The following is a 13,671-nucleotide window of genomic DNA, read 5'->3' as shown; positions in this document are numbered from 1 at the left end:
CTTTCCGTGGGGGAGCGGCCCCCGGACCGGCGGCCGAGGCCCCGACGGTAGCCGTCGGCGGCGCCGGGGCGAGCGGACGGCGAACAAGCGCGCGCGCGCGGTGCCGCGTGCCGCCGGCGCACATCCGCGGCCGGTCAGACTGGGGCCATGACCTCGCGCCCCGCCTCCCGCCCGACCGACGCCGACGAGCGGGCGGCGGATCCGCGCATCGCCCCCGACGGCGGCCGGCGCTCGATCCCGCGCACGCTCGCGCGGATCCTGCTCGGGCTCGTGCTGGTCATGGCCGGCACCGGGCACCTCACGGTCGCGCGGGAGTCGTTCCAGGCGCAGGTCCCCACCTGGCTGCCGATGGACCCCGACTTCGTGGTGCTCGCGTCGGGCGTCGTCGAGATCCTGCTGGGCCTGTCGCTCGTGCTGCTCGGGCGCTGGCGCATCTGGGTCGGGCTCGTCGTGGCGGCGTTCTTCGTCGCGATCTTCCCCGGCAACATCTCCCAGCTCGTCACCCGCACGCCCGCGTTCGGCCTGGAGACCGACGCCGCCCGCGCGATCCGCCTGGTGTTCCAGCCGCTGCTCGTGGTCTGGGCGCTGTGGTCGACCGGCGCGTGGTCCGCCTGGCGGAACCGGCGCGCCCGCCGCTGACCGGGTCGAGCGGCGGGCGCGGACGCTCCGGGCGAGCGGCGGCTACAGGCCGAGGCGCAGGCGCTCGACGGCGCGCTGCGCGTCGACCGTGCGGTGCCCCGCGCCGTACCAGGCCAACTCGCCGAGGACCGGGACGAGCACGAGCGCGGCGATCCACAGGTCGCGGGAGAGCCCGGCGAGCGTGCGGTCGCGGACGACCTGCACGAGCGCCGTCGCGATGAGCGCGACGTAGGCCAGGACGAGCGGGACGACGACGATCCCGGCGATCAGGACATCCGACATGGTGGTGCCTCCTCCGTGCGCGTGTGCGATCGACCCTACGCGCGGGCCACGCCGACGCGCGAGAGCAGCGCGGCCGTCGCGGCCTTGACGCCCGTCTCGATGGTGCCCTCGATGGTCGGCGCGAACTGCGGGGTGTGGTTGCCGGGCGGCGGGGTCTCGCCGCCGAGCGCCTCGGGCTCCACGCCGCCGAACGCCCAGTAGACGGTCGGCACCCCGATGGCCTCGCCGAAGATCCCGAAGTCCTCGCTGCCCATGATGGGCGGCGACTCGACGACGCGGTCCGCCCCGAGCTGCGCGGTGAGCGCCGCGACGACGCCGCGCGTCGCCTCCGGGTCGTTGCGGTTGAGCGGGAACGAGACGATCTCCTCGATCTCCGGCTCCGGCGCGCCGCTCGCGGCGGCCTCGGCCAGGATGATCCGCCGGACGGCGCCGAGCACGCGCTCGCGCACGGCCGGGTCGAAGGTCCGGATGCTGAGGCCCAGCACCGCGTGCTCGGGGATGATGTTCTCCTTCGTGCCCGCCTGGAACGTGCCGACGGTCACGACCGCCGCGGCCTGCGGGTCGATCTCGCGGGCGACGACCGTCTGCAGGCGCAGCACGATGGCGCTCGCGGCGACGATCGGGTCGATGGAGTTGTGCGGCTGCGACCCGTGGGCGCCGCGGCCCTTCACGGTGACGCGCCACGAGTCGGACATGCTCATGAAGGCGCCCTCGCGGGTCGCGACCATGCCGACCGGGAGCGGGAAGACGTGCTGGCCGAGGATCACCTCGGGGCGCGGCGCGCGGTCCCAGAGGCCGTCGGCGAGCATCGCGCGGGCGCCCTCGCCGGTCTCCTCGCCGGGCTGGAAGACGAAGACGATCGTGCCGGCCCACGCGTCGCGGTTGGCCGCGAGCGCCTGCGCCGTCGTGAGGGCGGCGGCGACGTGGAAGTCGTGGCCGCAGCCGTGCATCGTGGGCACCTCGGTGCCGTCGCGCTGCACGCCCGTGTCGCGGCTCGCCCACGCGAGGCCGGTCTCCTCGAGGATGGGCAGGCCGTCGGTGTCGGCGCGGAAGGCGACCACGGGGCCGTCGCCGTTGCGGAGGATCCCGACCACGCCGGTGCCGCCGCAGCGGCTCGTCTCGGCGCCGATCGCCTCGAGGTACGCCTCGATCGCGGCGGCGGTCGCGTGCTCCTGCATCGAGAGCTCGGGGTGCGCGTGCAGCGAGCGGAACAGCTCGTGCGCGTCCCGCACGTCGTCGTCCAGCAGGGTGACGCCGGGGTGCACGTCCATGGGGATCCTCCTCGGGGGTGGCGGGCGTCCCTCGTGGGGACCTGTCCTCCCAGGCTAGGCCCGACCCTCCCGGGCCCCGGCGCCGCGCGCGGTCAGGCGCCGTCGGCGGTGCCGGCGGGCGACGGCGCGGGCGCGGGATCGAGCAGCGACGGGTCGCGGATGATCCCGATGGGCGTCGTGTCCATCCGCACCGACTGCACCACCACGCGCTTGGAGCGGCGGCGGAGGTGGCGACGCGCCTGCGGGGTCGCGAGGAGGCTGCCGAGCACGAGGCCCGCGCCGATCGCGAGGGTGGTCGCCATGGCGCCGACGAACGCGCCCGTCGCGCCCGAGGTGCCGGCCATGGAGTTGAGGAGCGCGGAGGCGACGGCGAGCGACGGCAGGAGCGATCCGCAGAACGCGGGCACCGCGATCGCCGTGGCCGACACCCGGAGGCGCGCCGCGACCACCGTCCCGAGCGCGCCGAGCAGCGTCGCCACGAGGAACGTGGCCGCGAGCAGGGGCACGCCGGCGGCCTTGAGGACCCAGAGGGAGATCGTGCCGACGAGCGCCACGGCGATGGCGACGGGCATCACGCGCGCGTTGGCGCCCTGCGTGATCCCGGTGGCGCCGGCCGCGAAGAACGTCGTGATGAGCAGCATCCAGAGGGGGAGCGCCCGCAGCGTGATGTCCGTGGGGTCGACCTCGATGTCGACGCCCGCGGTGAGGGCGAGGCCGCCCGGGATGCCGACGGCGATGCCCGCGACGATGAGCACGATGATCATCGCCCGCGACAGCGCCATGGCCCGGAAGCCCGAGATGGCGTCCTGCGCCCACGTGACGATCGTGACGTGGGGGAGGATCAGCACCACCACGGCCGCGACCATGGCGGCCGCGCTGCCCGCGGGCATCAGGCCCCACCAGATGGCGAGCGTGCCCACGGCGGCGACGCCCGCGGACTGCACGGCGACGACGAAGAACGGCGGGATGCCGCGGCGGGACAGCTGCCGCCCGAGCACCATGGCGCCGATCATCAGCAGGAACGCGCCGACGGCGCCCGCGAGCGTGCCGCCGGCCTGCAGCGAGACGGAGACGCCGAAGAGGCCCATGGCCGCGTCGGTGATCCACGACGGCCAGCGCGGCGGCGACTTGAGCACCTCGACGAGCCCGTCGACGGCGCTCGTCATGTCGCGGTCGTCGTGGAGCAGCTCGTCGACGATCTGGTACACGAGCGAGAGCCGGTGCAGGTCGCTGCCCTCGGCGGTGACGACGCGCAGCTTCACGAGCGGCGGTCCCTCGAGCGGCGCGTACTGGATGGTGATGGCCGTGCCCGTGATGTCGAGCTCCAGCGGGGCGAGGTTCCACTTCGTGCTCACGGCGACGATCGCGATCTCGACCGCGCGCACGTCGGCGCCGGAGGCGAGCATCACCTCGCCTAGGTCGAGGCAGAAGTCGACGATCTGGCGCGGGGAGTAGAGGTCGCCGAGGCGGCCGTGGGCGGGCTCGGTGCCCTCGTAGATGGTGCCGCGGAGGCGGGCGCGGACGTCGCGCATCTCCTGCGGGTTGACGCGGCGGCGGCGCTGGCGCGGCGGACGCGCGGCGCCGGGGTCCCGGCGGGGGCGACGCGGATCCGCGGGCGGCGGGGTGGTGCTCAGCGCGATCAGCGCTCCGTTCGGGGGCCGGCCCGCGTCGAGCGGGGGCGGATGGTGGATCGCTCCCAGACTAGGCGCGCGTCGGGGGACACGCCCGCGCGGCGCCCGACCGGGTGGTCGGACGCCGCGCGGGGCGAGCGGAGGGGATCAGCCCTGGGGGCAGGAGCTGAGCGACGCGCTGATGGGGCCGCCGACCTTCGGGGCCGGGCAGATGTACTTCGCGTACGCGCTGTTGCCGTCGAGGTAGCGCTTGAGGAACGCCGTGACCGCGACCCGGATGGTGGGGGCCGGCACGTGCTCGCCCGCGCCGTGGCCGAGGCCCGTGAGCTCCAGGTACTGCTTCGGCGTGCCGACGGGGATGGAGTCGTAGATGGGCTTGCCGAAGTACTCCGGGTCGGCGACGTCGTCCTTCTGGCCGGTGATGACGAGGCTCGGCGTCGTCAGTTCCGGGTACGACGGGGTCGTCGCGTTCGGGTCGTTCGCGTCGGGGATGTCGAAGGGCATGAGCCCGATCGCGGCCTTGACCGACGGGCGCGCCTGCGCGGCCTGGAAGGTGCCGCCGCCGCCCATCGAGTACCCGATGAAGGCGAGGTCCTTCGCGGAGACCTGGGACTTCACCGCGCTCTGCCCGGTGAGGTAGTCGGCCGCCGCGAGGATCTCGGTGGCGCGCTGGTCGGGGAGGTCGCCCACGTCGAGCGTGTCGATCGCGAACGCGACGAAGCCCTGCGAGGCGACGAGCTCCGCCATCTCCTTCTCGTCGGCGTTCGTGTCCGTGAAGCCGGGCGTGATGACGACCGCGCCGAGGACGGGCTTGCCGGTGGCCTGGGGCTCGTAGATCACGCCGCCGCCGAACGCCGTGACGGCCGTCCTCGGGACGACCGTGGTGCGCACGGCGAACGGGGCGTGGTGGTGGGCGGGGCTCGCGTGCGGGGCGGCCGGGCGGTGGACGGGCGCGTGGGCCTCGGCGGCGGTGGGGATCGCGAGGGTCGCGACCAGCGCGAGGGCGGCGACGGCCGCGGGGCGGCGGAGCGGGGAGGGCATGACGGACATGGGTCATCTCTCTGTTCGAGGTGAGGGGATGCCGGCGGCGAGCGCCGACGGGGATGCCGCAGGACGTTACGGGTCGGCGCCCCGCCGGTCGCCGCCGCTCTCCCCAGCGGCGGGCCCTGGGGATGATCGGCACGCGGCGGGACCGGTGGACTCACGTGCGCGCGCCGGCGCGCGTGGCCGCGGCTGCCCTCCCGGGGCCGCGGACGGGCGTCCGGTGCGGTCGGCGCCGCGCGTCCCGCCGACGGTCGACGCGCGACGCGCGGTCGGCGTCAGCGCAGGCGGCGCGCCAGGTCCGCCAGCTCGCGGGAGAGGGCGAGCGCGCGCGCGGCGAGGGCGGCGTCGTCGGAGCTTGCGTCCGGGGAGGACGACGGCGCCTCGACGACCGGGTCGGACGACCCGGCCGGGTCGTCGGCGGCGGCCGGGCGCGTCGGAGGCGCCGGCTCCCCGTCGCCCGTCAGGACGTCGATGTCGAAGACGAAGCGGTCGGCCCGGTGCCAGGTGCGGAACACCTCGACCGGATCCCCGGACGCGTCCGTGCTCGTCCCCTCGAGCACCAGGACGGGCGCGCCCTCGGCGACGCGCAGCGCGGCGGCGACCTCCGCCGACGCGCCCACGGCCCGCACCTGCCGGCGGCCGGCGGCGACCTGTACCCCGAGCCGGGAGCGGAGGAGCGCGTGCAGGGAGGCGTCGGTGAGGTCGTCCGCCGTCAGCCGCTCGGCGATGCGGCGGGGCAGCCAGGTGTGGATGAGCGCGACGGCCTCGCCGCCCGCCGAGCGGAGCCGGCGCAGGAGGTGCACATCGGATCCGCCGAGCACGCGCTCGGCGTCCGCGTCGCGCCCGGCCGCCAGCTCCAGCACGCGCGTGGTCACGGACGGCACCTGGGTGGAGAGCCCCGACACCCGCTGCACGAGGCGGTGCAGCTCGCCGCGCGGCGCGACGATGCTGCCGCGCCCGCGTCCCCGCTGGACGAGCCCCTCGGCCGTCAGCGCGTGCAGCGATTGGCGGACGACCGAGCGGGACACGCCGAAGCGCTCCTGCAGCTCGGCCTCGGTCGGGAGCTGGGAGCCGGGCGGCCAGGCGCCGTCGACGATGCGGGCCCGCAGCAGCGCGGTCAGCTGCGCGTGCAGCGGGCCCGCGTGCGCCGAGGAGATCGCGCCGGGATCCAGGTCGTCGATCCGGTTCGGCACGGTCTCCTCGGGGGTCACGGGTCAGGCGGCGGGGGCGTCGATCTTCTGCGCCGTGCGCCAGACGTGGTCCCAGCCGGGGGCCAGGGAGGCGGCGCGCTCCACCGACAGTACAAGGCTCGCCTCGCGGGCGATGCCCTGCCCGGCGATGTCGAACGCGGTCCCGTGGTCGACGGACACCCGCACCACGGGCAGGCCCACGGTGATGTTCACGCCGTCGTCGCCGTAGACGGCCTTGAAGGGCGCGTGCCCCTGGTCGTGGTAGCAGACGACCACGAGCTTGTACTTGCCGCGGACGGCGGCCGGGATCAGCGCGTCGCCGGGGACGGGGCCGACGACGTTCAGGCCCCGCTCCTTCGCGGCCGCGACGGCGGGCGCGAGGATGTCGGCGTCCTCGTCGCCGAAGAGCCGGTTCTCGCCCGCGTGCGGGTTGAGGCCCGCGAGGCCGATGAGCTCGTCGGGCGTGCCCATGGACGCGGCGAACGCGCCGGCGAGGTCGAGCACGTCGCCCGTGCGCTGGGGCGTGATGTCGTCGATCGCCTGCCGCATCGACACGTGGGTCGTGAGGTGGAAGAAGAACAGCTCGCCGGCCGAGAGCACGAGCGAGAAGTTCTCCACGCCGAACTCGTGCGCGAGGAGCTCGGTGTGGCCGGGCCACTTGTGCCCGCCCGCGTGCATGGCGGCCTTGTTGAGCGGGGCGGTGACGATGCCGTCCACCTCGCCCTCGCGCGCCAGCCGGCACGCCTCCACGACGAAGCGGTAGGAGCCGTCGCCGGCCGCGGCGCTGAGCTCGCCCACCGGCACGTCGGCGAGCGACGGACCCGTCTGGATCAGCTCGATCGTGCCGGGCTCGTTGCGCGCCTCGGCGACGGAGGCGATGACGCGCACCTTCTCCGGGTCGCCGCCGACGGCGACGACGCCGCGGCGCATGGCGGCCTCGTCGCCGATGACGACGGGGATCGCCTTCTCGCGCAGGTCGTCGTGGCCGAGCAGGGTCTTGGCGGTGATCTCGGGGCCGATGCCGGCGACGTCACCGAGGGTGAGGGCGAGACGGGGGAGGGTCATGCTGCTTCTCCTTGCGTGGGGGTGGATGCGGGGTGGTCGAGGAGCTCGGGCACGATGTCCGTGAGCGACGAGGGGGAGCCGAAGCCGCCCGCCTTGGTCACCACGGGCATGCCGTGCAGCCGTCCGCCCTCGATGGTGCCGAGGGGCATGCCCTCGCGGATGGCGTCGCGGACGAGGATCGCCTCGGCGCCCTGGCGGGTGAGCACGGCGCGCGCGCCCTCCCCGCCCATGAGCACGAGCGCGCTCGCGCCGCGGCGGGTGACGACGCGGTCGGCGATGCGGGCGAGCCCGGCCGCGACGCGCTCGGCCACGGTCGGCGATCCGTCCGGCGCGGAGCGGTCGTCGCGCGCGGTGCGCTCGGGGGCGAGGACGACGGTGACGGCTGCGGCGTCCGCGTCGGTCCCCGTCTCGTCGGCGGTCGGAACCCCGTCGTCGTCGCCGATCAGCGCGTCGAGCGCGGGGGCGATGGTGCGGACGCGCTCGGGGAGGGATCCGTCGGCGGCCGCTGCCGCGAGGTGCGCGTGCTGCCCGCGGGAGACGTCGTGCAGCGAGCTGACGACGACCACCACGTGGCGCGGGGCGGCGACGGACGCGGCGGCGCGCGGGGAGTCCGCGCGCGGTGCGTCGAGCCCCGCGCCCCACTCGCGCGCCATCTCGCCGGCGAGCCCCGCGGATCCCACGGGGACGGCGCGCGGCCCGAGCAGGGCGAGCGCCTCCGCGACGAAGCGCAGGTCGGCGGTGGTGACGGCGTCGACGGTGACCACGCGGGCGCCCTCCGCGGCGGCCGTCGCGATGCGCACCGCGAGGTCCGCGGCGTCGGAGGCCGCCTCGACGTGCGCGCTGCCGGGGAGGAGGGCGGCCAGGGCGCTCGTCGTGACCGGGGTCACGGGGTCGCGGCCGACCGACGTCGTCTCGACGCCCCGGCCGTCGACGAGCAGGTGACCGCCCTCGACCGTGCGGCCCATGGCGGGGTAGGCCGGGCAGACGACGGCCACGGCGCTCGGCTCGCGAGAGGACCAGGCGTCGAGCGCCCCCTCGACCTGCTCCTGGACGGTGCCGCGCATGGTCGAGTCGATCTTCACGAAGAGCCGGTCGTCACCGTCGGCCACGGCGCGTGCCACGGCCGCGCGGGTCGACGCGCGGGCCTCGTCTGGATCCTGCGCCCGCGCGTCGGTGACGATCGCGATGACGGAGCCGTCGTGGCCGTGCTGCTGCACGGCCCCGCCGAGCGCCAGGCGCGCGGCCCAGCCGGCCCGGGCGAACTGCACGGCGGAGTCCGCGGCGCCCGTGAGGTCGTCCGCGACGATCGCGACGGATCCGACCGACGTCCGCGTGCCCGCGGCGGCGGCCGTCACGGCGGGGGAGGCCGGCGTCACGCGGCACCCGCCCCGGGTCCGGCGCCGCGGCGGCCGGTGGATCCGGGACCTGAGCCGTCCGCGTCCGCATCGGCGGCGATCGCCGCGGCCTCGCTCTCGGCCAGCGCCGCGTCGCGGGCCCGGTCGTCGGAGATGGCCTTCATCCCGCCCTCGCGCTTGAGCACCCAGGCAGCGAGGATCGGCGCCAGCACGGCCGAGACGAGCACCGCCGAGGCGACCTGCGCGGTCGCGACCTCGACGTACGGCGCGAAGGCCGGGTCGGCCGCGCCGACGATCGCGGGCGTGGCGATCGCGTTGCCCGCGGTGGTGGCCGACGCGATGCCGAGGCCGGACTCCTTCCCGCGGCGCAGCAGGAACCGGTAGCCGAGGTAGGCCACGGTGCCGGTGAAGACGGTCGCGATCACCCCGACCACGATGCCCGACAGCCCGCCCGAGACGACGTTGCCGAGGTCGATGCCGGTCCCGAGCGCGAACGCGAAGAACGGGATGACCATGTTGGGGATGGGCCGCATGATCTCGGTCCACTTGGCATCCAGGTTGCCGACGATCACGCCGAGCAGCAGCGGGATCACGGCGGCGAGCAGCAGCGTGTACGGGATGTCGGCGAGGCCGGCGGCGCCGAGGAACAGCAGCGAGAAGAAGGGGCCGTCGTTCACCGCGCTGGCGATGTACGCCCCGCGGTCGCGCTCCCGGCCGTAGCGGCCGGTGAAGGCGAGCCAGATGCCGCCGTTGCTGTTGTCCATGCTCACGAGCAGCGCCAGGATCGACACCCCGAGCAGGCCGTCGAGCCCGACCAGGTTGCCGAGCACCACGACGGCGGTCGCCGGGATGATCGACTTCGTCAGCAGCAGCACGCCCGAGGTCGCGAGCACGGGGCCCGAGGTGCGGAGCGTGATCTGCATGCCGGTCGCGAAGATCAGGATGCCGATGAGGGGGAGCGCGCTGTCCTTGAACAGCGCGGTGGTGAAGTTCCCGAGGTCGAGGAAGCCGGGCGCGAACGTGCCGACGACGGATCCGAGGATCAGCGGGATGAGCATGAGGCCACCGGGGATGCGGTTCATCCCGTCGAACAACGGGACGCGGCTGGTGGGCAAGGGGTCGGATGCCATGGCGGATCTCCTCTGATCGTCGGCGACGTTGCCGCGCGCACCCTCGACTTTGAGTACGTACACGGTGTACTTACATTAGGTCGCGCTTCGGGCGTCCGTCAACGTCACGCGGCTCATGCGCGCCGCGGACGGAGGGGCCGGGAGCGGGGTGATCAGCCGAGCAGCGCACGGACGTCGTCGAGCGACAGCCGCGCGGCGACCGCGATGCGGTGCTCGTCGAGGCCCGCGGCGTGGGCCGCCCGCACGCCCGCCGCCAGGGCGGACGCGGCCGTCGCCATGCCGGCCGACAGCTCCGCGAGGCGCGTCGTCTGCGCGTCCTGCTCCGCGGTCGGCACCGGCGGCGGCGCGCCGATGTCGACCACCCAGTCGGCATCCGGATGCTCGGCCCGGAGCACCAGCCGGCGCACCGCGGGCAGGTCTGGCGCCGACCAGGTCAGCGCACCGAGCTCCGCGAGCGGCACCCAGCGCAGCTCGTCGTGGTCGGTGCTCGCGACGGGCAGCTCGCCGACGGGGTCCGCGAGGTAGCAGGCGAGGTCGATGAGGCGGTCGCCGACGGGCACCTCAGAGCGGTCGACCAGCGCGCCGACCGCGACCTCGATCCCGAGCTCCTCGCGGATCTCGCGCGCGAGCGCGTCCTCGGGCCGCTCGCCGGGCTCGACCTTGCCGCCCGGGAACTCCCACGCGCCGGCGTCCTCCTTGTGCGGCGCCCGGCGGCAGGCCAGGGCCCGCCCGTCGCGGACCAGCACGGCCGCCACGACCTCGAGTCCCACCATGCCGCGCCTCCTCCTCGGGCGTCCGCCCGGATCGACGCTACCGGCCGTGCCCGGAGCGCCCACACCCGCCCTGTACCGTGGGTCCTCCGGCATCCGCCGCGACGAGAGGCGTCCGAGACGTGAAGATCAGCCACCAGCGTCACTTCGTGGTCGCGGCCGAGGTGCTGCACCTGCCGAAGGCGGCGGATCAGCTCGGCATCTCGCGCGCGAAGCTCGCCTCCTCGATCCGCGCGGTCGAGGAGCACTACGGCAAGGCCGTGTTCGACCCGCAGAGCACGGAGACCCGGCTGACGAAGACCGGGCGGCTCGCCTACGAGGAGGCGCTCGAGGAGCTCGCGAAGCCCTCGACCCCGCCCGAGCCGCCGAAGCCCCCGGCCGGCGGCAAGGCCAAGGCGTCGAAGGGTCAGGGTCGCGCGCCCGTCGTCAAGGGCCAGCCCAAGCCCTACAAGCGCACGCAGGGGCGCTGACCCGTACGGATCAGCGCCCCTGCGCGGTGGTGACGGGTCCTACTTCGCGAGGAACCCCAGCACGACCCGGTTCCACTCCTCGGGGTGGCTGACCGTGACGCCGTGCGGCGCGCCCTGCACCACGTGCAGCTCGGAGCCCGCGATGGCGCGGTGCGTGCGCTCGCCGGATCCCGCGAAGGGCACCGTCGCGTCGCCGTCGCCGTGGATGACGAGCGTCGGCACGGTCACCTTCGTGAGGTCGTCGCGGAAGTCGGTGGTCGCGAACGCGGCCATCGACGCGAGCGCCGCGTGCTTCTTCGACTGGTGCGCGAGCGCGATGGCCTCCTGGCGCTCGGCCTCGGTCACCTTCAGCACGCCGTCCACCGAGAAGAACCCGGTGGTGAACTCGTCGTAGAAGGCGTCCTCGTCCTTCGTGAGGCCGGCGGTCATCTCGGCCGCGGCGTCCTTCGTGAGCGGGCCGTCCGGGTTGTCGTCCGTCTTCTCCAGGTACGGCGGCACGGCGGACGCGAATACGACGCTGCGCAGGCGCTCCTCGCCGCGGGTCCCGATGTAGCGGGCGATCTCGCCGCCGCCCATCGAGAAGCCGACGAGGGTCACGTCGCGGAGGTCGAGCTCCGTGAGCACCGCGTCGAGGTCGGAGGCGAAGGTGTCGTAGTCGTAGCCGGTGAGCGGCTTGTCGCTCCGGCCGAAGCCGCGGCGGTCGTACGTGATGACGCGGAAGCCCGCGGCCTGGAACGCGGGGACCTGCTTCGACCAGGACTCGCCCGACAGCGGCCAGCCGTGGATGAGGACCACGGGTCGACCCGTGCCCCCGGTGTCGTCGACGTGCAGGTTCGTGTCCTTCAGGAGCCCGTGGTGGGCGGTGATCTCGGTCATGCGGTCGTCCTTCCCTCACTGATGAGTTCGTGCACTGCTGGAATGGTTCGGAGGCCGGCGCCGATCGGTGCGGTCCCCGGATCGTCTGCTCCCGACACGCGGGTGCGGGCAGCAGGATGGACCCATGCCCTCAGCTCACTCCTCCTACCGCGCCGCCCGGGACCTCCTCCAGGAGATGCGCACCGAGCGGACATCCGCCGTCGACCGCTTCCGCTGGCCCGACGTCGGCGACTCCTTCAACTGGGCCGTCGACTGGTTCGACGGCATGGCGCGCGGGAACGACCGGGTGGCCCTGCGCGTCGTCGCGGGCGACGGATCCGAGCGGAGCGTGACCTTCGACGCGATGGCCACGCGCTCCGACCGCGTCGCCACCTGGCTCGTGCGGCTCGGCGTGCGGAAGGGCGACCACGTCATGCTCATGCTCGGCAACCGCGTGGAGCTGTGGGAGGCGATGCTCGCGATCATGAAGGCGGGCGCCGTGATCCTGCCCACCTCCACCGTGCTGGGCGCCGCGGACCTCGCCGACCGCGTCGAGCGCGCGGGCGTGCGCGCCGTGATCGCCGACGTGGCGCACACGGACGTGCTCGACGAGGTGCCGGGCGGCTTCCTCCGCGTCGCGATCGGCGCGACCGACGACGCGCACGCGGCCGCCGGCTGGACCGACTACCGCGAGGCCGACCGCGCGCCCGCCGACCGGGTGGGCGTCGAGGTCGCGTCCACGGATCCGGCGCTCGTCTACTTCACCTCCGGCACCACGAGCAAGCCGAAGATGGTCGTGCACACGCACACGTCGTACCCGGTCGGGCACCTGACGACCATGTACTGGCTGGGGCTGCGGCCGGGCGACGTGCACCTCGCCATCAGCTCGCCCGGCTGGGGCAAGCACGCGTGGAGCTGCTTCTTCGCGCCGTGGATCGCCGAGGCCACGGTCTTCGTGCACGACTACGCGCGCTTCGACGCGCACGCGCTCGTCGCGCAGCTCGACCGCGCGGAGGTCACGACGTTCTGCGCGCCGCCGACCGTGTGGCGGATGCTCATCCAGGCCGGGATCCGGGAGCGGCCGGGGAGGCTGCGGGAGATCATGTCGGCCGGCGAGCCGCTCAACCCCGAGGTCATCGCGCGCATCGAGGAGTGGTGGGGGCTCGTCATCCGCGACGGCTACGGCCAGACGGAGACCACCGCGATCGTCGCGAACGCGCCGGGCGACCCCGTCGTGCCGGGCTCCATGGGCACCGCGCTGCCGGGCGTCGACCTCGCGCTGGTGGATCCCGTCACGGGCGAGCGCGCGGACGAGGGCGAGATCTGCCTCGACCTCGCCACGTGGCCCGTGAACCTCATGGCCGGGTACCTCGGCGACGAGGAGCGCACCGCCGAGGCGATGCGCGGCGGCCTGTTCCACACGGGCGACGTGGCCCGCCGCGACGCCGACGGCACGATCACCTTCATCGGCCGCACCGACGACATCTTCAAGTCCTCGGACTACAAGATCTCGCCGTTCGAGGTCGAGAGCGTGCTCATCGAGCACCCGGCCGTCGCGGAGGCCGCCGTGGTGGGCGCGCCGGACGACGTGCGGCTCAACGTCGCGAAGGCGTACGTGCACCTCGCCGCCGGATGGGAGCCCGACGAGGAGACCGCGCTCGCCGTGCTGAGGCACGCGCGCGAGCGGTGCCCCGCGTTCATGCGCGTCCGCCGCGTCGAGTTCGGCGAGCTGCCGAAGACGGCCTCGGGGAAGATCCGCCGGGTCGAGCTGCGGCAGCGCGAGGTCGAGGCGGCCGACGCCGGCGAGCGGCTGGCGAGGGAGTGGCGCGACGACCAGTTCCCGGGGCTGCGGGCGCGCTGACGCGACCGCTGCCGACGGGCCGCCGCGGCGTGACGGGAGCGGCGGCCGACGGCCGGTAGCATCCCGTCATGCCCCTCGCGTCCCCGTCCGCCCTCGAGCCGCGGCGGG

At 74.8% G+C, this 13,671-nt stretch carries 13 protein-coding genes; 3 read left to right on the top strand and 10 right to left on the bottom strand.

Annotation, left to right across the window (positions count from 1 at the left end; all coding sequences use genetic code 11):
- Positions 1–147: 147 nt before the first annotated feature.
- Positions 148–639: a DoxX family protein gene (locus H9X71_RS09785; protein WP_191146921.1), complete on the top strand. Its 492-nt coding sequence runs from the start codon at positions 148–150 to the stop codon at positions 637–639.
- A gap of 42 nt (positions 640–681) precedes the next feature.
- Here the strand turns inward: H9X71_RS09785 and H9X71_RS09780 are convergent, their stop codons facing one another.
- The 9 genes from H9X71_RS09780 to H9X71_RS09740 form a co-directional block, all read right to left on the bottom strand.
- A complete protein-coding gene (locus H9X71_RS09780) occupies positions 682–921 on the bottom strand; it encodes a hypothetical protein (protein WP_191146920.1) in 240 nt (79 codons plus the stop codon).
- A 35-nt stretch (positions 922–956) separates the two neighbouring features.
- A complete protein-coding gene (locus tag H9X71_RS09775; protein WP_191146919.1) occupies positions 957–2,192 on the bottom strand; it encodes an amidohydrolase in 1,236 nt (411 codons plus the stop codon).
- A 92-nt stretch (positions 2,193–2,284) separates the two neighbouring features.
- Positions 2,285–3,724 (bottom strand): threonine/serine exporter family protein, encoded by a 1,440-nt coding sequence (locus H9X71_RS09770; RefSeq protein ID WP_244961555.1) that lies wholly within the window; start codon positions 3,722–3,724, stop codon positions 2,285–2,287.
- A 246-nt stretch (positions 3,725–3,970) separates the two neighbouring features.
- Positions 3,971–4,873: a dienelactone hydrolase family protein gene (locus tag H9X71_RS09765; protein WP_191146918.1), complete on the bottom strand. Its 903-nt coding sequence runs from the start codon at positions 4,871–4,873 to the stop codon at positions 3,971–3,973.
- Between the two features lie 269 nt (positions 4,874–5,142).
- Positions 5,143–6,060: a GntR family transcriptional regulator gene (locus H9X71_RS09760; protein ID WP_191146917.1), complete on the bottom strand. Its 918-nt coding sequence runs from the start codon at positions 6,058–6,060 to the stop codon at positions 5,143–5,145.
- Between the two features lie 21 nt (positions 6,061–6,081).
- Positions 6,082–7,122, bottom strand: a complete 1,041-nt coding sequence (gene pdxA, locus H9X71_RS09755) for a 4-hydroxythreonine-4-phosphate dehydrogenase PdxA (RefSeq protein WP_191146916.1) — start codon at positions 7,120–7,122, stop codon at positions 6,082–6,084.
- Positions 7,119–8,498 carry a four-carbon acid sugar kinase family protein gene (locus tag H9X71_RS09750; RefSeq protein ID WP_191146915.1) on the bottom strand — a complete coding sequence of 460 codons (1,380 nt, stop codon included), beginning with the start codon at positions 8,496–8,498 and terminating at the stop codon, positions 7,119–7,121. The genes pdxA and H9X71_RS09750 overlap by 4 nt, the downstream gene beginning before the upstream one ends.
- Positions 8,495–9,607, bottom strand: a complete 1,113-nt coding sequence (locus H9X71_RS09745; protein ID WP_191146914.1) for a 2-keto-3-deoxygluconate permease — start codon at positions 9,605–9,607, stop codon at positions 8,495–8,497. The genes H9X71_RS09750 and H9X71_RS09745 overlap by 4 nt, the downstream gene beginning before the upstream one ends.
- A gap of 152 nt (positions 9,608–9,759) precedes the next feature.
- Positions 9,760–10,380: a (deoxy)nucleoside triphosphate pyrophosphohydrolase gene (locus H9X71_RS09740; RefSeq protein WP_191146913.1), complete on the bottom strand. Its 621-nt coding sequence runs from the start codon at positions 10,378–10,380 to the stop codon at positions 9,760–9,762.
- A 119-nt stretch (positions 10,381–10,499) separates the two neighbouring features.
- Between H9X71_RS09740 and H9X71_RS09735 the strand changes: the two genes are divergently transcribed.
- Positions 10,500–10,847 (top strand): LysR family transcriptional regulator, encoded by a 348-nt coding sequence (locus tag H9X71_RS09735; RefSeq protein WP_191146912.1) that lies wholly within the window; start codon positions 10,500–10,502, stop codon positions 10,845–10,847.
- Positions 10,848–10,886: 39 nt separating this feature from the next.
- On the opposite strand, the gene H9X71_RS09730 is transcribed toward H9X71_RS09735, so the two are convergent.
- Positions 10,887–11,723 carry an alpha/beta fold hydrolase gene (locus H9X71_RS09730; protein ID WP_191146911.1) on the bottom strand — a complete coding sequence of 279 codons (837 nt, stop codon included), beginning with the start codon at positions 11,721–11,723 and terminating at the stop codon, positions 10,887–10,889.
- A gap of 124 nt (positions 11,724–11,847) precedes the next feature.
- Between H9X71_RS09730 and H9X71_RS09725 the strand changes: the two genes are divergently transcribed.
- Positions 11,848–13,563 (top strand): AMP-binding protein, encoded by a 1,716-nt coding sequence (locus H9X71_RS09725; RefSeq protein ID WP_191146910.1) that lies wholly within the window; start codon positions 11,848–11,850, stop codon positions 13,561–13,563.
- Positions 13,564–13,671: the final 108 nt, after the last annotated feature.

It is taken from the genome of Clavibacter zhangzhiyongii (assembly GCF_014775655.1).
Classification (GTDB): domain Bacteria; phylum Actinomycetota; class Actinomycetes; order Actinomycetales; family Microbacteriaceae; genus Clavibacter; species Clavibacter zhangzhiyongii.
This window is presented reverse-complemented; position numbering and strand designations above follow the sequence as displayed.

What these genes read in the sequence shown, in the direction of transcription:
- H9X71_RS09725 (WP_191146910.1), top strand. Translation starts at nt 11,848, where the DNA reads ATGCCCTCAGCTCACTCCTCCTACCGCGCCGCCCGGGACCTCCTCCAG.
- H9X71_RS09730 (WP_191146911.1), bottom strand. Translation starts at nt 11,723, where the DNA reads ATGACCGAGATCACCGCCCACCACGGGCTCCTGAAGGACACGAACCTG.
- H9X71_RS09780 (WP_191146920.1), bottom strand. Translation starts at nt 921, where the DNA reads ATGTCGGATGTCCTGATCGCCGGGATCGTCGTCGTCCCGCTCGTCCTG.
- H9X71_RS09745 (WP_191146914.1), bottom strand. Translation starts at nt 9,607, where the DNA reads ATGGCATCCGACCCCTTGCCCACCAGCCGCGTCCCGTTGTTCGACGGG.
- H9X71_RS09785 (WP_191146921.1), top strand. Translation starts at nt 148, where the DNA reads ATGACCTCGCGCCCCGCCTCCCGCCCGACCGACGCCGACGAGCGGGCG.
- H9X71_RS09765 (WP_191146918.1), bottom strand. Translation starts at nt 4,873, where the DNA reads ATGTCCGTCATGCCCTCCCCGCTCCGCCGCCCCGCGGCCGTCGCCGCC.
- H9X71_RS09770 (WP_244961555.1), bottom strand. Translation starts at nt 3,724, where the DNA reads ATGCGCGACGTCCGCGCCCGCCTCCGCGGCACCATCTACGAGGGCACC.
- H9X71_RS09775 (WP_191146919.1), bottom strand. Translation starts at nt 2,192, where the DNA reads ATGGACGTGCACCCCGGCGTCACCCTGCTGGACGACGACGTGCGGGAC.
- H9X71_RS09740 (WP_191146913.1), bottom strand. Translation starts at nt 10,380, where the DNA reads ATGGTGGGACTCGAGGTCGTGGCGGCCGTGCTGGTCCGCGACGGGCGG.
- pdxA (WP_191146916.1), bottom strand. Translation starts at nt 7,122, where the DNA reads ATGACCCTCCCCCGTCTCGCCCTCACCCTCGGTGACGTCGCCGGCATC.